Origin of the sequence: Pseudomonas sp. 22526, from assembly GCF_052044735.1 — a bacterium.
Classification (GTDB): Bacteria; Pseudomonadota; Gammaproteobacteria; order Pseudomonadales; family Pseudomonadaceae; genus Aquipseudomonas; species Aquipseudomonas piscium.
Genome location: NZ_JBQENK010000006.1, coordinates 95,644 through 115,427, shown reverse-complemented (window position 1 = coordinate 115,427; position 19,784 = coordinate 95,644). Strand labels below are relative to the sequence as shown.

At 61.9% G+C, this 19,784-nt stretch carries 19 protein-coding genes and 1 other RNA gene; 4 read left to right on the top strand and 16 right to left on the bottom strand.

The genetic code is table 11. The features are described from left to right. Window positions 1-3: 3 nt before the first annotated feature. The 14 genes from ACTJKT_RS11060 to rsmI all read right to left on the bottom strand — a co-directional run bounded on the left by ACTJKT_RS11060 (window position 4) and on the right by rsmI (window position 14,953). Window positions 4-972: a D-alanine--D-alanine ligase gene (locus ACTJKT_RS11060; RefSeq protein WP_038576009.1), complete on the bottom strand. Its 969-nt coding sequence runs from the start codon at window positions 970-972 to the stop codon at window positions 4-6. After that, window positions 969-2,426: a UDP-N-acetylmuramate--L-alanine ligase gene (gene murC / locus ACTJKT_RS11055; protein WP_025806185.1), complete on the bottom strand. Its 1,458-nt coding sequence runs from the start codon at window positions 2,424-2,426 to the stop codon at window positions 969-971. Before murC ends, ACTJKT_RS11060 begins: the two co-directional genes overlap by 4 nt. Further along, window positions 2,419-3,489: an undecaprenyldiphospho-muramoylpentapeptide beta-N-acetylglucosaminyltransferase gene (gene murG, locus ACTJKT_RS11050; protein ID WP_440787111.1), complete on the bottom strand. Its 1,071-nt coding sequence runs from the start codon at window positions 3,487-3,489 to the stop codon at window positions 2,419-2,421. Before murG ends, murC begins: the two co-directional genes overlap by 8 nt. Continuing rightward, window positions 3,479-4,696 (bottom strand): putative lipid II flippase FtsW, encoded by a 1,218-nt coding sequence (ftsW, locus tag ACTJKT_RS11045; RefSeq protein ID WP_440787109.1) that lies wholly within the window; start codon window positions 4,694-4,696, stop codon window positions 3,479-3,481. Before ftsW ends, murG begins: the two co-directional genes overlap by 11 nt. Further along, window positions 4,693-6,039 carry a UDP-N-acetylmuramoyl-L-alanine--D-glutamate ligase gene (murD, locus tag ACTJKT_RS11040; protein WP_440787108.1) on the bottom strand — a complete coding sequence of 449 codons (1,347 nt, stop codon included), beginning with the start codon at window positions 6,037-6,039 and terminating at the stop codon, window positions 4,693-4,695. The genes ftsW and murD overlap by 4 nt, the downstream gene beginning before the upstream one ends. Window positions 6,040-6,044: 5 nt before the next feature. Then, window positions 6,045-7,127 (bottom strand): phospho-N-acetylmuramoyl-pentapeptide-transferase, encoded by a 1,083-nt coding sequence (gene mraY / locus ACTJKT_RS11035; protein ID WP_007928475.1) that lies wholly within the window; start codon window positions 7,125-7,127, stop codon window positions 6,045-6,047. Then, window positions 7,127-8,494, bottom strand: coding sequence for a UDP-N-acetylmuramoyl-tripeptide--D-alanyl-D-alanine ligase (locus ACTJKT_RS11030; protein ID WP_440787107.1), 1,368 nt, complete (start codon window positions 8,492-8,494; stop codon window positions 7,127-7,129). Before ACTJKT_RS11030 ends, mraY begins: the two co-directional genes overlap by 1 nt. Next, window positions 8,487-9,950 carry a UDP-N-acetylmuramoyl-L-alanyl-D-glutamate--2,6-diaminopimelate ligase gene (locus ACTJKT_RS11025; protein WP_440787106.1) on the bottom strand — a complete coding sequence of 488 codons (1,464 nt, stop codon included), beginning with the start codon at window positions 9,948-9,950 and terminating at the stop codon, window positions 8,487-8,489. The genes ACTJKT_RS11030 and ACTJKT_RS11025 overlap by 8 nt, the downstream gene beginning before the upstream one ends. Further along, window positions 9,950-11,674: a peptidoglycan D,D-transpeptidase FtsI family protein gene (locus tag ACTJKT_RS11020; RefSeq protein WP_440787231.1), complete on the bottom strand. Its 1,725-nt coding sequence runs from the start codon at window positions 11,672-11,674 to the stop codon at window positions 9,950-9,952. Before ACTJKT_RS11020 ends, ACTJKT_RS11025 begins: the two co-directional genes overlap by 1 nt. Then, window positions 11,674-11,967, bottom strand: coding sequence for a cell division protein FtsL (gene ftsL, locus ACTJKT_RS11015; protein WP_440787105.1), 294 nt, complete (start codon window positions 11,965-11,967; stop codon window positions 11,674-11,676). The genes ACTJKT_RS11020 and ftsL overlap by 1 nt, the downstream gene beginning before the upstream one ends. Continuing rightward, window positions 11,964-12,911, bottom strand: a complete 948-nt coding sequence (rsmH, locus tag ACTJKT_RS11010; RefSeq protein WP_009050722.1) for a 16S rRNA (cytosine(1402)-N(4))-methyltransferase RsmH — start codon at window positions 12,909-12,911, stop codon at window positions 11,964-11,966. Before rsmH ends, ftsL begins: the two co-directional genes overlap by 4 nt. Continuing rightward, entirely contained in the window at window positions 12,908-13,363 is a 456-nt protein-coding gene (mraZ, locus tag ACTJKT_RS11005) for a division/cell wall cluster transcriptional repressor MraZ (RefSeq protein ID WP_003205355.1), read from the bottom strand. Before mraZ ends, rsmH begins: the two co-directional genes overlap by 4 nt. Before the next feature lie 308 nt (window positions 13,364-13,671). After that, window positions 13,672-14,025, bottom strand: an RNA gene (gene rnpB, locus ACTJKT_RS11000) — RNase P RNA component class A. Between the two features lie 73 nt (window positions 14,026-14,098). Further along, on the bottom strand, window positions 14,099-14,953 hold the full coding sequence (gene rsmI / locus ACTJKT_RS10995) for a 16S rRNA (cytidine(1402)-2'-O)-methyltransferase (protein ID WP_180925912.1): 855 nt from the start codon (window positions 14,951-14,953) through the stop codon (window positions 14,099-14,101). A gap of 237 nt (window positions 14,954-15,190) precedes the next feature. Between rsmI and ACTJKT_RS10990 the strand changes: the two genes are divergently transcribed. The 4 genes from ACTJKT_RS10990 to ACTJKT_RS10975 all read left to right on the top strand — a co-directional run bounded on the left by ACTJKT_RS10990 (window position 15,191) and on the right by ACTJKT_RS10975 (window position 18,649). Further along, complete coding sequence (locus ACTJKT_RS10990; protein WP_440787104.1) at window positions 15,191-17,002, top strand: penicillin-binding protein activator; 1,812 nt, start codon at window positions 15,191-15,193, stop codon at window positions 17,000-17,002. After that, on the top strand, window positions 17,002-17,373 hold the full coding sequence (locus ACTJKT_RS10985) for a YraN family protein (RefSeq protein ID WP_440787103.1): 372 nt from the start codon (window positions 17,002-17,004) through the stop codon (window positions 17,371-17,373). Before ACTJKT_RS10990 ends, ACTJKT_RS10985 begins: the two co-directional genes overlap by 1 nt. Before the next feature lie 107 nt (window positions 17,374-17,480). Next, the gene (locus ACTJKT_RS10980; protein WP_007928463.1) at window positions 17,481-18,074 is read left to right on the top strand and encodes a phosphoheptose isomerase; all 594 of its coding nucleotides are present in this window, start codon (window positions 17,481-17,483) and stop codon (window positions 18,072-18,074) included. Beyond that, the gene (locus ACTJKT_RS10975) at window positions 18,071-18,649 is read left to right on the top strand and encodes a BON domain-containing protein (RefSeq protein WP_007928462.1); all 579 of its coding nucleotides are present in this window, start codon (window positions 18,071-18,073) and stop codon (window positions 18,647-18,649) included. The genes ACTJKT_RS10980 and ACTJKT_RS10975 overlap by 4 nt, the downstream gene beginning before the upstream one ends. Before the next feature lie 55 nt (window positions 18,650-18,704). Here the strand turns inward: ACTJKT_RS10975 and ACTJKT_RS10970 are convergent, their stop codons facing one another. Next, window positions 18,705-19,121 carry a ClpXP protease specificity-enhancing factor gene (locus tag ACTJKT_RS10970; protein ID WP_007928461.1) on the bottom strand — a complete coding sequence of 139 codons (417 nt, stop codon included), beginning with the start codon at window positions 19,119-19,121 and terminating at the stop codon, window positions 18,705-18,707. Between the two features lie 16 nt (window positions 19,122-19,137). Beyond that, entirely contained in the window at window positions 19,138-19,755 is a 618-nt protein-coding gene (locus tag ACTJKT_RS10965) for a glutathione S-transferase N-terminal domain-containing protein (RefSeq protein ID WP_007928460.1), read from the bottom strand. Window positions 19,756-19,784 lie beyond the last annotated feature (29 nt).

Here is a 19,784-nt window from a genome sequence, read left to right as displayed (position 1 = left end):
GCCTTAACCTCGCGGCTCTGCGTTACTGACGACACTCTCCGCCAGGATGGCCAGGACCAGCTGCTGGAAATCCAGACCAGCGGCGCGGGCCGCCATCGGAACCAGGCTGTGATCGGTCATGCCGGGAGCGGTGTTCACTTCCAGGAACCAGAACTGGCCATCGGCGTCCTGCATCACGTCGGCACGCGCCCAACCGGCGATACCAAGCGCCCCGCAGGCTTTCGCCGTCAGGTCCATGAGCTCCTGCTCTTTGTCGCTGTCGAGGCCGCACGGGATCCGGTACTGGGTATCGGAAGCCAGGTACTTGGCGTCGTAGTCGTAAAACGTGTGGGGCGTGCCCAGGGCGATCGGTGGCAATACCTGGCCGCGCAGCGTGGCAATGGTGAACTCCGGACCTTGAATCCATTGTTCGACCAGAACTTGCGAGTCGTAGGTGCTGGCCGCTTTCCATGCGTCGATCAGTTCGGACGCGGATGTCACTTTGGCCATACCAATACTGGAACCTTCATGCGCCGGTTTGACGATCAAAGGCATGCCCAGTTCCGTAGCCGCAGAAATACAATCGGCCTCGGAGCCAAGTACGGCGTGGCGTGGCGTCGGAATACCGAGGCTGTGCCAGACCTGCTTGGTACGCAGTTTGTCCATCGCCAGCGCCGAGGCCAGGATGCCGCTGCCGGTGTAGGGAATGCCCAGGCATTCCAGCAGGCCCTGCATGCTGCCGTCTTCGCCGCCACGGCCGTGGAGGATGATGAAGGCGCGGTCGATCTTCTCGTTCAGCAGGCGCTGCAGGAAGTCGTCACCGACGTCGATGCCGAAGGCATCCACACCGGCGCTCAGCAAGGCTTCGAGCACGGCGTTGCCGGACTTCAGCGAGACTTCACGCTCGGCGCTCTTGCCGCCGAACAGCACGGCGACGCGACCGAAATCCTTCGGCGCGAGGGTCGAAAACAGAGAAGCGTAGGCAGCGGTCATTTCGACTTCCCCTGACCGGCAGGCACGGCGCCCGCGAACAACGGACTGTTCAACAGCTTCGGCGCAAGGCCGCCGATATCACCGGCGCCCTGGCACAGCAGGATGTCGCCGGCACGCAGCAGCGGCTTGACCAGCGGCGCGAGGTCGACCCCACGCTCGATGTAGATCGGGTCCAGCTGACCGCGCTGACGGATGCTGTGGCACAGCTGACGGCTGTCCGCCCCTGGGATCGGCTCTTCGCCCGCCGGATAGACTTCCATCAACAGCAGGACGTTGGCATCCGCCAGCACCTGGACGAAATCGTCGTACAGGTCGCGGGTGCGGCTGAAACGGTGCGGCTGGTAGACCATCACCAGGCGGCGCTCAGGCCAGCCACCGCGCACGGCCTTGATCACCGCCGCGACTTCGGTCGGGTGGTGGCCGTAGTCGTCCACCAGCATTACGTTGCCACCTTCCACCGGCAGCTCGCCGTAGACCTGGAAGCGTCGACCCACGCCCTGGAAGCCCGACAGGCCCTGGACGATGGCTTCATCGCTGATACCTTCGTCGGTGGCGATGCAGATGGTTGCCAGCGCGTTCAGCACGTTGTGGTTGCCCGGCATGTTGACCGAGACATCCAGCGGCTCGCGATCGGGACGCAGCACGGTGAAGAAGGTCTGCATGCCCTGCTGACGGACATTGATCGCCCGCACGTCGGCGCCTTCGTTGAAACCGTAGGTGACGGTCGGACGCTTGACCTGCGGCAGGATCTCGCGCACCACCGGGTCGTCCAGGCACAGCACGGCCAAGCCGTAGAACGGCAGGTTGTGCAGGAACTCGACGAAGGTTTTCTTCAGTTTGTTGAAGTCACCGTCGTAGGTCGCCATGTGGTCGGCGTCGATGTTGGTCACCACGGCTACCAGCGGTTGCAGGTGCAGGAAGCTGGCGTCGCTTTCATCGGCTTCGGCGATCAGGTAGCGGCTGGTGCCCAGCTGGGCATTGGTGCCCGCTGCATTCAGCCGGCCACCGATGACGAAGGTCGGGTCCAGGCCACCTGCGGCGAACACCGAGGCCAGCAGGCTAGTGGTGGTGGTCTTGCCGTGGGTACCGGCAACGGCGACGCCATGGCGGTAGCGCATCAGCTCGGCCAGCATTTCCGCGCGCGGCACTACCGGGATACGGCGTTCCAGGGCGGTGGCCACTTCCGGGTTGGAGGTGTTCACGGCGCTGGACACCACCAGTACATCGGCGTTGGCGGCGTTCTCGGCACGGTGGCCAATAAAGATCTGCGCACCGAAGGACTCGAGGCGCTCGGTAACCGGCGAAGCCTTGAGGTCGGAGCCGGAGACCTGGTAACCCAGGTTCAGCAGCACTTCGGCGATCCCGCACATGCCCACGCCGCCGATACCGACGAAGTGGATGCGACGGATGCGGCGCATTTCCGGTTGTGGCATGGCTTTCTGATTCTCAACCATGGGCCACCTCCAGGCAGATATCGACCACGCTACGGGTGGCATCGGGTTTGGCCAGGCGACGTGCGGCGCCGGCCATGCTGTTGAGTCGTTCCGGTTGCATCAAAACCTCTGTCAGGCGAGCGGCAAGGTCCGCTGCGCCAGTCGTTCTTTGCGGCATCAGGAAGGCGGCGCCTTCACGAGCCAAATAATCGGCATTGCGGGTCTGGTGATCGTCGATGGCGTGAGGCAAAGGCACGAGCATCGAAGGCAGACCGGCGGCAGCCAGTTCACTGACGGTCAACGCTCCTGCGCGACAGACCACCAGGTCAGCCCAGCCGTAGGCTTGGGCCATGTCTTTGATGAACGGCTGCACCTGCGCCTCGACGCCGGCGGCGCGATAGCGCTCTGCAGTCACTTCATCGTGGTTTTTGCCGGCCTGATGAAACACTTCCGGACGCAGCTCGGGGGAGACCAGCGCCAGGGCTTCAGGCAGCAACTTGTTCAACGGCTCTGCTCCCAGGCTTCCGCCTAGGATCAGCAAACGCGCCTTGCGTCCGGCCAAAGCCTCGCGCGGTGTATCGAGGAACAGCTCGGTGCGCACCGGGTTGCCGGTGGTACGCCGGCTGCTGGAGGCACCAAAGGTGTCCGGGAAAGCTTCGCAGACTCGGGCCGACAACGGCACCAGCAGCCGATTGGCGGTACCGGCGACCGCGTTCTGTTCATGAACGATCACCGGCACACCGGACAGTTTGGCCGCGACACCGCCAGGGCCAGTCACATAACCGCCAAAGCCCAGTACACAGACCGGCTTGAGCTGACGAATGATCCGACGCGCCTGCAGCACGGCCTTGAGCAGCACGAATGGCGCCTTGAGCAGCGACAGCTTGCTCTTGCCCCGCAGGCCGCTGACGTTGATCAGATGCAATTGCAGACCGGCGTTCGGTACCAGTTCGTTTTCGATACCGCGCGGGGTGCCGAGCCAGTGCACGGTATAACCGCGCGCCTGGAACTCGCGGGCACAAGCCAGCGCCGGGAACACGTGACCGCCGGTGCCACCGGCCATGATCAGCACATTAGCGCCCATGGCTTGGCTCCTCGGCGAAGTCGCTCTCGCTGAACTCCATCTCTTCGCTGCCCAGGTGGGTCCGACTCTCCCACTCGATGCGCAGCAACAGGCCCAGACAGGCGCAGCAGATCACCAACGAACTGCCGCCATAACTGAGGAACGGCAAGGTCAGACCCTTGGTCGGCAGCAGGCCGACGTTCACCCCGATGTTGATCAGGAACTGGCCGATCCACAGGAACGACAGGCCATAAGCGACATAGGCGGCAAAGAACTGCTTGGCTTTCTCGGCCCACAGGCCGATGTACATGCCACGGACACAGACGAAGACGAACAGCGCCACCGTGCACAGGGAACCCACGGCGCCCAGCTCTTCGGCCAATACCGAGAACACGAAGTCGGTGTGGGCTTCCGGCAGATAGAACTGCTTCTGTACGCTGTTGCCCAGGCCAACGCCCAGCCATTCGCCGCGGCCGAAAGCGATCAAGGCCTGGGACAACTGGTAGCCAGCGCCGAACTGGTCGGCCCAAGGGTCGGCAAAGTTGGTCAGACGCGCCATTCGATAGGGCTGCATCTGAATCAGCAGGACCACCGCCCCGACCGCCAGGACCACCATCAAGGAGAAACGGAACAGCCCGACCCCGCCGAGGAACAGCATCGCCGCCGCGGCCCCCATCATCACCACGGTGGCACCGAAGTCCGGCTCCATCAGCAGCAGGCCAGCCATCGGCAGCAGCACGATGAACGGCTTGAAGAAACCCATCCAGCTTTCGCGCACTTCTTTCTGGCGACGCACCAGGTAACCAGCGAGGTAGATCACCACGAACACCTTGGCAATCTCGGAAGGCTGGACGTTGAAGAAGCTGAAGCCGATCCAGCGCATCGAACCGTTCACCTCACGGCCGATCCCCGGAATGATCACCATCACCAGCAAACCGAAGGCACCGAGCAGCATCATCCAACCCAGGCGTTGCCAGGTGGCGATCGGAATCATCATGGTGACGATGCAGGCACCCAGGCCCAGCACCACGTAGATCAGGTGGCGAATCATGTAGTACAGGGCACTGCCCGACTGCACCGCCGCCACTTCGGTGGAGGCCGAGGCAATCATGATCAGCCCCAGGCCAAGCAACGTCAGGCAGCCGGCGAGCATCGGGAAGTCGAGGTCGACGCCGCGCCCGGTGATGATCGGCGATGGATAAGGCTTGATGATGTCTCTCAGGTTCATGCCAGATCCTCCACGGCGCGGACGAACTGGTGACCACGGTCTTCGTAATTCTTGAACATGTCGAAACTGGCGCAGGCCGGCGACAGCAGCACCACATCACCGGCTTGGGCAGCGGCACGGCATTGCGCCACGGCTTCGACCAGGGAGCCGACACGAATCAGCGGCACGGCATCGCCAATGGCCTCACCGATCTTGTCGGAATCCCGGCCCATCAGGATCACGGCGCGGCAGTTGGCCGCCACCGGATCGCGCAGGTCCTTGAACTCGGCACCCTTGCCGTCGCCACCGGCGATCAGCACGATCTTGCCTTCGATGTCCGCGCCCAGGCCTTCGATGGCCGCCAGCGCGGCGCCAACGTTGGTGGCCTTGGAATCGTTGTAATAACCCACGTCATCCAGGTCGCGAACCCACTGGCAGCGATGCTCCAGGCCGGCGAAGCTGCGCAGAGCCGAGAGCATGGCGTCGAACGGCAGGCCGACCGCATGCCCCAGGGCCAGCGCCGCCAGGGCGTTGGACTGGTTATGGGCACCGCGGATCTTCAGCTCGCGCACCGGCATCAGGTTCTGGAATTCGAAGGCCAGGTATTTCTCGCCATTCTCTTCACGCAGGCCGAACGCCTTGAAGTCGGGTTTGCTCAGGCCGAAGGTCCAGCACGGCAGGCCTTCGCCGATCAATGGCCGGGTCAGGGCATCCTGGCGGTTGAACACCACTTGCCGGGCGCCACGGAAGATCCGGTGCTTGGCCAGGTGATACGCCGGCAGGCCGCTGTAGCGGTCCATGTGGTCTTCGCTGATGTTCAGCACGGTGGCCACTTCGGCCCCCAGCTGATCGGTGGTTTCCAGCTGGAAGCTGGACAGTTCCATGACGTACAGCTCGACGTCGTCGCTGAGCAGGTCCAGGGCCGGCGTGCCCAGGTTGCCGCCCACGGCGACTCGCTTGCCTGCAGCCGCGGCCATTTCCCCCACCAGGGTGGTCACGGTGCTTTTCGCGTTGGAACCGCTGATGGCGACGATCGGCGCCTTCGCGTTACGCGCGAACAGCTCGATATCGCCGGAGAGTTTCACCCCACGGGCGGCAGCGGCTTGCAGGGCCGGGGTCGCCAGGGCCAGGCCGGGGCTCACGTAGAGCTCGTCGGCACGGCACAGGAAGTCGACGTCCAGCTCGCCACAACGCACTTCCACATGCGGATAGTCACGGCGCAGCGTGGCCAGTTCCGGTGGATTTTCCCGCGTATCGGCGACGGCAAACGACACGCCCCGGTTCGCCAGGAAGCGAACCAGGGACATGCCGCTCTTGCCGAGGCCGACAACGATGCGGAAGTGGTCAGAAGCGATCAGAGACACTCGTTCTACCTCAGCTTCAGGGTGGCAAGGCCGATCAGGACGAGAATCACGGTGATGATCCAGAAACGGACGATCACACGCGGCTCGGGCCAGCCCTTGAGTTCAAAGTGGTGGTGAATCGGCGCCATGCGGAATACACGACGACCGGTCAATTTGAAGGAGGCCACCTGAATGACCACCGACAGGGTTTCCATCACGAACACGCCGCCCATGATGAACAGGACGATTTCCTGGCGAACGATCACCGCGATGGTGCCCAGGGCCGCGCCCAGCGCCAGCGCACCGACGTCGCCCATGAAGACCTGTGCCGGATAGGTGTTGAACCACAGGAAGCCTAGCCCGGCGCCGATCAGCGCGCCGCAGAACACGATCAGCTCACCCGCGCCCGGGACATAGGGAATCAGCAGGTATTCAGCGAATTTCACGTTACCCGACAGGTAGCAGAAGATGCCCAGGGCACCGCCCACCATCACGGTCGGCATGATCGCCAGGCCGTCGAGGCCATCGGTCAGGTTGACCGCGTTGCTGGAGCCGACGATCACGAAATAGGTCAGGACCACAAAGCCGATGCCCAGCGGAATGCTGACGTCCTTGAGCATGGGGATCAGCAAGGTGGTTTCGACCGGGGTCTGTGCGGTGACATACAGGAAGATCGCCGCGCCCAGGCCAAATACCGACTGCCAGAAGTACTTCCAGCGGCTAGGCAGGCCACGGGAGTTCTTCTCGATCACCTTGCGATAGTCATCGACCCAGCCGATGGCCCCGAACAGCAGGGTGACCAGCAACACCACCCACACATAACGGTTGCTCAGGTCGGCCCACAGCAGGGTGCTGATACCGATTGCCGAAAGGATCAGCGCGCCGCCCATGGTCGGGGTGCCCGACTTGGAGAGGTGCGATTGCGGACCGTCGTTACGCACGGCCTGGCCGATCTGGCGGGTCTGCAAAGTGCGGATCATCCACGGCCCCAGCCACAAGGACAGCACCAGCGCAGTCAGTACCCCGAGAATCCCGCGCAGGGTCAGGTACTGAAAGACCGCGAAGCCTTTGTAGAACTGTTGCAGGTACTCCGCTAGCAGCAGCAGCATCAATGTTTCTCCGTGCTGGAACCACACAAAGCCGCGACGATGTTTTCCATCACCGCGCTGCGCGATCCCTTGATCAAAATAGTGGTGTTTGTATCTTGCTCGGCGCCCAGGGCTGCGATCAGCTCGGCCTGGCTGGCGAAGTGTCGGGCGTGCTCACCGAAGGCGGCGACCGCATGGGCCATCAGCGGACCCACGGCATAGAGCGCCGACACCTTGCCGGCAGCATAAGCACCCACTTCGCGGTGCCCCTGCTCCGCCCAATCGCCCAACTCGCCGATATCTCCGAGCACCAGGACGGTGCGGCCGGAAAAGCCGGCGAGTATATCAACGGCCGCGCACATTGACGTGGGGTTCGCGTTGTAGGTGTCGTCGATGACCCGCATGCCGTTTTTCGCCAACTGGGCGACGGTGCGGCCCTTGACCGGCTGCACCGCGTTGAGCCCGGTGGCGATGCCGAACAGCGACACGCCCAGGGCATGAGCGGCAGCGGCGGCGGCCAGGGCATTGGCCACGTTATGGGTGCCCAGCAGGTTCAACTGGATCCGCTCGGAGCCGTTGCCAGTGTGCAGGGTGAAGTTCGGGCAGCCGCGGGCATCGCGCTGGATATCCGAGGCGTAAAAGTCGGCGGCATTGTTGGTCAGGGCAAAGCTCAGCACCTGACGGCCGGCGGCGCGGGCTTTCCAGATCGGGAAAGCCTTGTCGTCGAGATTGAGCACGGCGATACCGGAAACATCCAGCCCTTCAAGAATTTCGCCCTTGGCCTCGACGATTTTTTCCGGCCCGCCAAACTCGCCAACATGGGCGGTACCGGCGTTATTGATGATGGCTACATGCGGCTTGGTCAGCGCCACGGTGTAGGCAATTTCGCCGATGCGCGAAGCCCCCAGCTCGATCACGGCCGCGGTGTGCTCCGGGGCCAGTTCCAGCAAGGTCAAGGGCGCGCCCAGGTCGTTGTTCAGATTGCCGCGCGTGGCGAGCACCGGCCCGCGCGTACGCAGGATGCTGGCCAGCATTTCCTTGACCGTGGTCTTGCCGCTGGAGCCGGTAATCGCCGCAACAGGTTTGGTGAAAGCCGCGCGGTTCAAGGCTCCCAGTTGGCCGAGCGCCTGCCGGGTATCGCTGACCAGCAATTGCGGCAGCGTGCTGTCTGGCACTTCGCGCTCGACCAGGGCACCAATGGCGCCTTTGGCGGCGACTTCATTCAGGTAGTCGTGCCCGTCGAAACGCGGGCCGGCCAGGGCAATAAAGAGTTGCCCCGGCTTGATCGCCCGGCTGTCGATGCTCACGCCATCGAAGCTGCAATCGCCAGCCAGCAGGCGCCCCGCCAGAGGTCCGCTCAGTTCACTGAGTTTCAGGGCCTTAAGCATGGGCCACCTCCCACGCGGTCAGCGCCCGATCGGCTTCCACCAGGTCGGAGAAGTCGAGACGTACGCCGTTGATTTCTTGATAGTCCTCATGGCCTTTACCGGCCAGGACAATGACGTCATCCGCCGAAGCGCCGGCGACCAGTTGGGCGATGGCCAGGCCGCGACCGGAAACGAAGTCGACCTTGTCCACGGCGCTGAAACCGGCACGAATGTCGTCGAAAATCTGCGCTGGATCTTCCGTACGCGGGTTGTCGTCGGTAACCAGCACGCCGTCGGCCAGGCGCTCGACCACTTCCGCCATCAGCGGACGCTTGCCGCGATCGCGATCGCCGCCGCAGCCGAACAGGCACAGCAAACGGCCCTTGGCGTGGGGACGCAGGGCCAGCAATACTTTTTCCAGGGCATCCGGGGTGTGGGCGTAATCGACCACCACCAGCGGTTGCGAACCGCCGCCCAGGCGCTGCATGCGACCGGCCGGACCTTCCAGTTTCGGCAACACGTGGAGGATTTCGTCGAGGGCGTAATCCAGGCCAAGCAAGGCGCCGACTGCGGCCAGCACGTTGCTCAGGTTGAAACGGCCGAGCAAGGTGCTGCGCAGATGATGTTCGCCCTGCGGAGTCACCAGGGTCGCACGCACGCCTTCGTCGTCGAATTGTGCTTCGCGGCAGTACAGATAGGCCCGCGGATCCTCGAGGCTGTAGGTAATCAGCCGCGAATCCTGCTCGTCACTGGCCAACAGCCGACCGAACTCATCGTCGAGGTTGATGACCCGGCAACTCAGGTCGGTCCAGCCGAACAGCTTGGCCTTGGTGGAGCCGTAGGCTTCCATGGTGCCGTGATAATCCAGATGGTCGCGAGACAGGTTGGTCAGCACCGCCACGTCGAAAGCCAGGGCACTGACCCGCCCCTGGTCGAGACCATGGGACGACACTTCCATCGCCACGGCCTTGGCGCCGGCCTTTTTCAGGTCGGCCAGGGTGGCCTGCACGGCAATCGGGTTCGGCGTGGTGTGCATGCCGCTTTGCAGCGCGCCATAAAAACCGCTGCCGAGGGTGCCGACAATGCCGCAGTGCTGGCCCAGCAGGTCGAGCGCTTGCGCCACCAACTGGGTCACGCTGGTCTTGCCGTTGGTACCGGTCACGCCAATCAGGTTGAGGTTGCGGCTCGGATCGCCGTAAAAACGCCCGGCGATATCCGATAACTGTGCCGCCAGGCCTTTGACCGGAATCAGCGGTACGTCGGTAATCGGCAGGACGGTCGCGCCTTCAACTTCATAAGCCACGGCGGCCGCACCGCGCTGCAAGGCATCGGCGATGTGCGCACGGCCATCGAACTTGCCGCCAGGAACCGCGAGAAACAGATCGCCGGCGCGCACATTGCGGCTGTCCAGGGTCAGTTCGCGAATCAGCAGATCACGACCAGCGTGGGCGAAAATCTTGTTCAGGCTAAGAGACATCAGCCGCGCCCTCCTTTAGCTGGTGCTGCATTGGCTTGTTGGGTAGGTGGCAGGTTGTCCGGCGAGATATTCATCAGTCGCAGGGTGCCGGACATCACTTTGCTGAACACCGGCGCCGATACCAGACCACCGAAGTAACCGGCCTTGCTCGGCTCGTCGATCACCACGACGATGGCGTAGCGCGGATCGCTCATCGGGCCGAAACCGGCGAACAGCGAGCGGTAGGAGTTCTCGGCATAACCCTTGGTGCCCACCGAAGTCTTGCGCGCGGTACCACTCTTGCCGGCTACGTGATAAGCCGGCACCTGGGCACGGAACACGCCGCGCGGCGCCTCGATCACCTGCTGCAACATGCCTTGCATGGTCTTGGCGACCTTTTCCGGAATCACCTGGGTGGTTTCCGGGGTCCTGTCGGTTTTGATCAGAGTCAGCGGAGCGATGCGACCGTTGTTGGCCAGCGCCGAGAAGGCGTGAACCAACTGGATCGCCGTCACCGAGATACCGTAGCCGTACGACAGCGTGGCCGTCTCGGCCTTGCGCCACTCACGGTAATTCGGCAGGTTGCCGACACGCTCGCCCGGGAAGCCGAGGCCGGTGTCCTGGCCGAGGCCGATTTTCTGGGCCAGACGGAAGATGGCTTCGCCGCCGATGTCGAAGGCGATCTTGCTCATGCCGACGTTACTGGAATTGATCAGAATCCCGGTCAGGTCGAGCACCGCGCCTTCGGTCTTGGATACGTCGCGAATGGTGTATTTGCCGATCTGCAGCGTGCCCGGATACACCTCGACGGTGTCGCTCGGTTTCCAGCGGCCGGTTTCCAGCGCCGCGCTCATGGAGATGGCTTTCATGGTCGAACCCGGCTCGAACACGTCGATCATGGCGCGGTTACGCATCATCGCCGGTTGCAGGTTGCGACGGTTGTTCGGGTTGTAGGTCGGCTGGTTGACCATGGCCAGGATCTCGCCGGTCTTCACGTCCATGATGACCAGGCTGCCGGCCTTGGCGCCGTTCTCGACGATGGCATTGCGCAGTTCGCGGTTGGCCAGGTATTGCAGGCGCAGGTCAATCGACAACGCCAAGGGCTTGCCGGCCTTGGCGTTTTTGGTGACCTGGACATCCTTGATCAGTCTGCCGCGCCGATCCTTGATGACCTGACGCTTGCCGGGGACCCCGGCCAGCCACTCGTCATAGGCCAGTTCGACCCCCTCGCGGCCGCGGTCGTCGATGTCGGTAAAACCGACCATGTGCGCGGTCACTTCGCCGGCCGGGTAGAAACGCCGGAACTCTTCGATGCCATAAACCCCCGGCACCTTGAGATCGAGAACCTGCTGGCCCTGCTCGGGCGTCAGGCCGCGCACCAGGTAGATGAACTCTTTATTGGCTTGAGCTTCAAGGCGCTCGGCCAGTGCTTTGGGGTCTTGCCCCAAGGCAGCAGCCAGTGCCGGCCACTTGTCCTTGGCCAGCTGCATTTCCTTGGCGTTGGCCCACAGGGTGGTCACCGGCGTACTGACGGCCAGCGGCTCGCCGTTACGGTCGGTGATCAGGCCACGGTGAGCCGGGATCGGAATATGCCGGACGCTGCGCGCATCACCCTGTCCCTTGAGGAAGTCGCGATCGACCACCTGCAGGTCGATGATGCGCCAGGCGATCGCCGCCACCATGATGCCGAGCAAAGCCAGCACCAAGCGGAACCGCCAGGGAAAGAGTGCGCCTTCAAGCTTCATCATGGCGCCACCATCTGCACTTCTGCCGCGCCGGGAATACGCATTTTCAGTTGTTCGGTGGCCAGCACTTCGATCCGGCTATGGGCGGTCCAGGTGCTTTGCTCGAGAATCAGCCGGCCCCACTCCGCCTGCGCCTTGTCGCGCACACTCAACTCGCCGTACAGCGCGTTGAGCAGCTGGCGGTTCCAGTGGGCGCTGTAGGACACCGCAATCGCGGACACAAGAACGCCGATGAACAGCAGAAGCATGAAAAAGCTTCCGCCTGGAAGTGGCTTGGCGAAGAGCTTGCTCACCGCAGCTTCTCCGCTACGCGCATGACAGCACTACGGGCACGCGGGTTGGCTTTGAGCTCGGCATCGGAGGCCGTCTGCGCTTTGCCATGGATTTTGATTTTCGGCTCGAAAGCCACGTGGCGCACCGGCAGATTGCGAGGCAGGTTGTCCGCCTCGCCCTTCACCAGCTTGCGCATGAACAATTTGACGATGCGATCTTCCAGGGAATGGAAGCTGATCACCACCAGGCGACCGCCCACTTCGAGAGATTCCAGCGCCGCTTCGAGGCCGGCCTCGAGATCGCCCAGCTCGTTGTTGACGTGAATGCGCAAACCCTGGAATGCGCGGGTAGCCGGGTTCTTGCCCTTTTCCCACGCCGGGTTGGCGACTTTCAAGACTTCCGCCAGGTCGGCGGTGCGCTCGAACGGCTTGATGTCGCGGCGCTCAGCCACGGCGCGAGCCATGCGCCCGGAGAAACGCTCTTCGCCGTATTCCTTGAACACACGGGCGATTTCTTCCACCGGCGCGGTGTTGACGAACTCCGCCGCGCTGATGCCGCGGGACGGGTCCATGCGCATGTCCAGAGGACCATCATTGAGAAAACTGAAGCCGCGCTCAGGATCGTCGAGCTGCGGCGAAGATACGCCCAGGTCAAGCAACACGCCGCTGACCTTGCCATCCAGGCCGCGCTCGGCCACTTCCGAACCCAGCTCGGCAAAGCTGCGCTGCACAACGACAAAGCGGCCGTCTTCGGCCGCTAGCGCTTGCCCTGTGGCAATCGCTTGAGGATCTTTGTCGAATCCGAGCAGCCGGCCATCCGGCCCGAGCTTGCTGAGGATCAGACGACTATGACCGCCGCGACCGAAGGTGCCATCCAGATAGCAGCCATCAGGACGTACGGCGAGAGCCTCGACGGCTTCGTCAAGCAGTACGGTGATGTGGTTAAAGCCGCTATCAATAGTCACAGGATCAAATCACGCAGTTCATCAGGCATGGCGCCCGGTTGTTGAATAGCTGCCAGGTCCGCTGCGGAAACAGCATTCCAGGCATCCTCGTCCCACAGTTGGAACTTGTTCAGTTGGCCTACCAACATCGCGCGCTTATCCAATTTGGCGTATTCGCGCAGACGCGGCGGAACCAGAAAACGACCACTGCCATCGAGTTCGAGGTCGACGGCATTACCAATCAGCAAACGCTGCAAGCGACGGTTTTCTTCCCGTAGCGAAGGCAGCGCGCGCAGCTTGGTTTCAATAATTTCCCACTCATCGAGGGGGTAGACACACAAACACGGATCAACGGCATCAATAGTGACGATAAGTTGCCCAGAACTACGCGAAACGAGCTCGTCACGGTACCGGCTCGGCATGGCGAGACGGCCCTTTGCGTCGAGACTGATAGCGTTAGCTCCGCGAAACACGTCAGCGTTTCTCCAAATTTTAGCGTTTTACGCTCAAAAAACCCACTTCATGCCACTTTCCGCCACTTGCGCACACTATAGGAATGCGCCCACCACACCGTCAAGGCACGGAGCGACGGAAAAGCCTTATAGAACGGAGATTTAGGAGACTAAAAGGAGGGGTAACGGGAATTTGGCGAGGGATTTGGCGCAATAACTTCAATCAGCTCAAGAAGCTGTATCGCGAAGTTAAAGTAATTTGTTAAGAGTAAGATCTTTTCGGTATTACAAAAGCGCTTCTGCTATTGATTCAAGCAGGGAGGGAAAAGGTGGAGAGTCGATCTGTAAGCCGGGTTCTGTCGAGGACAGTCATTCCTCTACGATGGCCATCGCTGGACATCTTTAGCAACCTACCCGGTTCCAGCGCGGGCCACGCCTTGGAACCCTATTTGGTCTTGCTCCGAGTGGGGTTTACCTAGCCACGAACTGTTGCCAGACGTGCGGTGCGCTCTTACCGCACCTTTTCACCCTTACCGGCACCGAAGTGCTTAGGCGGTTATTTTCTGTGGCACTTTCCGTAGGCTCACGCCTCCCAGGCATTACCTGGCACTCCGCCCTATGGAGCCCGGACTTTCCTCCCCCCTCTAATTTTCATAGAGGGCAGCGACTGTCCAATCGACTCTCCGCCGCGCAGGTTAACGGCAGAGCGGCGGAAGAACAAGTGATAAAAGCCTTTTGCCATTCCGTCGATCGCGTTTACTCGCCTTTCTGTTTATCCAGCGCCACCTGATAGAGAACATTCTTGCGCACGCCGGTAATTTCCGCCGCCAATGCCGCGGCCCGCTTGAGCGGCATCTCCTTGAGCAGCAGATCGAGAACCCGCATCGCCTCACCGCTCACAGCCTCGTCGCTTTCCGGCGCCGACCATCCCGCCACCAGCACCACGCATTCGCCGCGCTGCTGATTGCTGTCCGCCTCGACGAAAGCCCGCAACTCCGAAAGCGGCAGCCCCTTGAGGGTTTCAAAGGTCTTGGTCAGCTCCCGGGCCAGCAATGCCGGGCGCTCGCCACCGAACACCAACTCCATATCCTGCAGGCACTCGAGGATGCGGTGCGGCGCCTCATAGAAAATCAGCGTGCGCGGCTCTTCCTTTAATAGCTCAAGACGCCCGCGCCGCCCTACCGCCTTGGCCGGCAAAAAGCCCTCGAAGATAAAACGATCGGAAGGCAGCCCCGCCGCCGACAAGGCAGCAATCAGAGCACAAGCCCCAGGAACAGGAACGACATTGATACCCGCCGCTCGCGCCTGACGCACCAGGTGGTAACCCGGATCGGAGATCAACGGCGTGCCCGCATCGGAAATCAGCGCAACGCTGTCTCCCGCCAACAGACGAGTGAGAAAACGGCTGCCTTCATCCCGTTCGTTATGTTCATGACAGGCGGCCAGCGGTGTGGAAATCCCGAAGTGCTGCATCAAGCGCTGCGAGTGACGCGTGTCCTCGGCGGCGATCAACGCCACCTCACGCAAGATCTTCAAGGCCCGGGCACTGATGTCGTCCAGGTTGCCGATGGGCGTCGCCACCACATAAAGCGAGCCAGCAGCGGAATTCAAAGGACCTGGAGCAGTCAAAGCGCACACCTCTTGATCGGTAAAAGCCACATTGTAGCGCGTAGAAGCCTTCGGAATGCGCGTCACAGGCACCTTGCGCCCGTGACAACGCCAGCCGTTCTAAAGCACTGCAACATTTGCACGACCTAAAATAGAGGGTTTATTGCCAGTAACATCGCGCCCCGGCCAGTGCTTGGGTACAATTCCACGCTAATTTGATCGAGTATCAGGAACACTTACATGATCGCTTGCCTGCGGCTGTTCTCTGCCTTATGCCTTGCTGCCCTCCTGGCAGCTTGCGCCAGCTCGCCCTCCTCCAGCCTTGGCGAACTTCCACGGACCCCGGATGCCAGCATCGAGCAACTGCTCGAACAGGCCGCCAACAGCAAAACACCCGACAAGGCAGCCCTGCTGCGCTTGAGCGCTGCCGACCTGGCCTACCGCCAAGGCAACGCCGGCCAGGCCGCGCAAATTCTGCAACAAGTGCCGATGGAGCAGCTCAAGCCCGGTCAGCAGGTTTTCGCCAGCACCCTGGCCGCCGAACTGGCCATGACTCGCAACCAGCCAAAGGCCGCCTTGACTGCCCTGAGCCACCCAAGCCTGCAACGCCTGAGCGAACTGCCGGAAAACCAGCAGATCCGCACCGGCACTGTCCACGCTCGTGCGCTCGAGGCTGACGGCCAAGCCCTTGCCGCAGCTCGGGAACGCATTTTCATTGCGCCACTGCTCAAGGACGACGCCGCGAGCAAGAACCATGAAGCCATCTGGGCATTGATTGCCAGCTTGCCGAACGATCAACTGCAAGCCGTCAGCAACGATGACCTGGGCGGCTGGATGAGCCTGGCGCTGGCGGTGAAGACCGCCGGTACCCTGGAACAGCAGCAGGCCGCCATCGACAACTGGCGTGCACAGAACCCCAAGCATCCGGCCGCCATTCAACTGCCGCTGCCACTGACCAAACTCAAGGAACTGGCCAGCCAGCCGCTGTCCAAGATCGCCCTGCTGTTGCCGCAAGACGGCCCGTTGGCCGCGGTCTCCAAGGCCCTGCGCGACGGCTTCATGGCCGCGCACTATCAAGCCCAGCAAGCCGGGCAGAAACCACCCAGCATCGAGTTCTACGACAGCTCGCGCCTGACTTCGCTGGATGACTTCTATCGCAAGGCCCAGGCAGATGGCGTGCAACTGGTCGTCGGCCCCCTGGAAAAACCGCTGGTCAAGCAGCTCGCTGCACGCCCGCAACTGCCTATCACCACCCTGGCGCTGAACTACAGCGAAGGCGAGCAAGGCCCGGCGCAACTGTTCCAGTTCGGCCTGGCCGCCGAAGACGAAGCTCGCGAAGTCTCCCGCCGCGCCCGCGCCGACGGCCTGCACCGCGCCGCTGTCCTGGTGCCACGCGGCGAATGGGGCGATCGTGTGCTCAAGGCTTTCCGTCAGGACTGGGAAAGCAACGGCGGTAGCGTGGTCGGTATCGAACGCGTCGATCAGCCGGTAGCCCTGGCCCAGCAGATTGCCGACCTGTTCCAACTGCGCCAGAGCGAAGCCCGCGCCAAGAGCCTGCAGAACGCCGCCGGCACTCAGGTGGCCGCGCAACCTTCGCGTCGCCAGGACATCGAGTTCATTTTCCTCGCGTCCACTCCGCAACAGGCACAACAGATCAAGCCGACCCTGAACTTTCAGTACGCCGGTGACGTACCTGTCTATGCCACCTCCCATGTCTTCAGCGCCAGCGGCGACCAGAACCAGTACAACGACATGAACGGCATACGTTTCTGCGAAACGCCTTGGCTGCTGGACGCCAATGACCCGCTGCGCCGCCAGGTAGCCGCGCAGTGGCCACAAGCCGGCGGCAGCCTGGGCCGACTGTATGCGATGGGCGCCGACGCTTATCGCCTGGCGCCACGCCTGGGGCAACTCAAGGCACTGCCGGACAGTCGCATCGAAGGCCTGTCGGGCAGCCTGACCATGAGTCCGAGCCAGCGCGTTCAACGCCAGTTGCCGTGGGCCGAGTTCGTCAGCGGCCAGGTCACTCGCCTGCCAGACACCCAGCGTTAATGCCACAAGGATCACGCCAGCAAAGCGGTCAGGATGCCGAAGCCCAAGCGCTCCGGCATCTTGAACAACAGGGACTGCGCCTGCTGGCGCGGAATTGGTTGTGCAAACGCGGCGAGCTTGATCTGGTCATGCTTGACGGCGATACAGTAGTATTCGTCGAAGTCCGCTACAGACAACACACGCAATGGGGTGGCGCACTGGGCAGTATCGACGCACGCAAGCGTCAAAAACTGATACTCGCCGCACAGCTTTTCCTGCAGCGCGAGTCGCGCTGGTCCAGCTACCCTTGCCGCTTCGATGTGGTCGCCATAGACGGCGCCCCAGGCACGACAACTCATTTGAACTGGCTACGGAATGCCTTTGACAGCTGATCGACGCTCTCGGGCCGAGCCGGACATTTTCACTCAACATTTTTGCTCTTTGCTTTGCGGGCAGCACATTCACGTGCCAGAAAGCCGCGCCACTTAAGGTCACACAGATGGACATGCAATCCCGAATTCGCCAGCTTTTTCAGGCCAGTATCGACACCAAGCAGCAGGCGATGGACGTACTTGCACCGCACATCGAGCAAGCCAGCCAGGTCATGGTCAACGCCCTGCTCAACGAAGGGAAAATGCTTTCCTGCGGCAACGGCGGCTCGGCCGGCGATGCCCAGCACTTTTCTTCCGAGCTGCTCAACCGTTTCGAGCGTGAGCGCCCGAGCCTGCCAGCCATTGCGCTGACTACCGATAGCTCGACGATCACCTCGATCGCCAACGACTACAGCTACAACGAAGTCTTTTCCAAGCAGATTCGCGCCCTGGGCCAGCCCGGCGATGTTCTGCTGGCGATTTCCACCAGCGGCAACTCGGCGAACATTATTCAAGCGATCCAGGCCGCACATGATCGCGAAATGATTGTCGTAGCATTGACCGGTCGCGATGGCGGCGGCATGGCATCCCTGCTATTGCCGGAAGATGTCGAGATTCGCGTACCGGCCAATGTCACTGCACGTATCCAGGAAGTCCACCTGCTGGCGATCCACTGCCTCTGCGACTTGATCGACAGCCAACTGTTCGGGAGTGAAGAATGACCCCTAATCGCCTTGGCCTACTGGCCCTGACCCTAGCCTTGAGCATCAGCGGTTGCAGCTCGGTGATTACCGCCACCCGCGAAAGCCCGATCGAAGACGACCGCGGCACCCGCACCTTCGGCAGCAAGATCGATGACTCGCTGATCCAGACCAAAGTCGAAGTGAACGTCGCCAAGGCCAGTCCGGACCTGGACCACAATTCGCACATCGTGGTGACCAGCTTCAACGGCATCGTCCTGCTCGCTGGCCAGACCCCGCGCGCCGACCTCAAGACACTCGCCGAGCAGGCCGCCAGCGCCGTGCAACGAGTGAAGAAGGTCCATAACGAACTGCAGGTTCTGCCGCCCTCTTCCCTGCTGGCCCGGCAGAACGATGCCTGGCTGACCACCAAGATCAAGACCCAGATGCTGACCGACGCCAGCATTCCAGGCTCGCGCATCAAGGTCGTGACGGAAAACGGCATCGTCTATCTGCTGGGCCTGCTGACCCAACAGGAAGCCACCCAGGCGACCAATCTGGTACAGGGCGTTTCCGGCGTGCAGAAAATCGTCAAACTCTTCGAATACATCGACTGATGTAGGCGAAAGGCACGGGCACAAAAAAGGCGATCCGGATGGATCGCCTTTTTTATTACTTCACAACCTTCAGACTGGGTCGACCGCTTGGACGCGGCGGCTCGTTATCCGGTGGTGGAATATCATCATCCGGCTCGATTTCATCGTCCTCGTCATCCACGGGCGACTCCAGATCGAACACCATACCCTGACCATTCTCCCGGGCGTAAATGCCCAGGATCGCTGGCACAGGGACATACAGACTATGCGGAACGCCACCGAAGCGCCCCTCGAAAGTCACCACCTCGTTATCCATGTGCAGATGACGCACGGCACTCGGCGAAATATTCAGGACGATCTGTCCGTCACTGGCAAAACCCTGAGGCACCTGCACTGCCGGGTATTCGGAGTTGACCAGCATATGCGGGGTGCAATCGTTGTCCACAATCCACTCGTAGAGCGCGCGGACCAGATAAGGTCGACTGGAGTTCATAGCGGCTCCTTAAGCCTTAGCGCATGTCGCGTTCGACGCCAGACAGACTCGCCTGGAACGTCTCACGGGCGAACTGGCGCTCCATGTAATCAAGCAACGGCTTGGCTTGCCGTGGCAATTCAATACCCAGAATCGGCAATCTCCAGAGTATTGGTAATAGGCAGCAATCCACCAGACTTTGTTCCTCACTGAGGAAAAACGGCTTCTCCGCGAACAGCGGCGAAACGCCGGTCAGGCTCTCGCGCAGCTCTTTACGAGCCTGAGCACGGGCCGCTTCCTTGGTCCGGGAATCCAGGATCAGGTCCACCAGCCCACACCAGTCACGCTGGATCCGATGGATCAGCAGACGGCTATTGGCACGCGCCACAGGGTAAACCGGCAGTAGTGGCGGGTGCGGGTAACGCTCATCCAGATATTCCATCACCACGGTCGACTCCCACAACGCCAGGTCACGATCGACCAGGGTGGGCAGACTGCCGTAAGGGTTCACTTCGATCAGCTTCGGCGGCTGACGCCCCGCCTCCACACTGATGATCTCGGCGCTGACACCCTTCTCTGCGAGCACGATACGTACTCGGTGGGAATAGTGGTCGGCGGGGTCGGAGTAACAGGCCAACCGATTGGTCACGCCCATGGCGGTCCTCCTCGCTTGTTGAAATTATC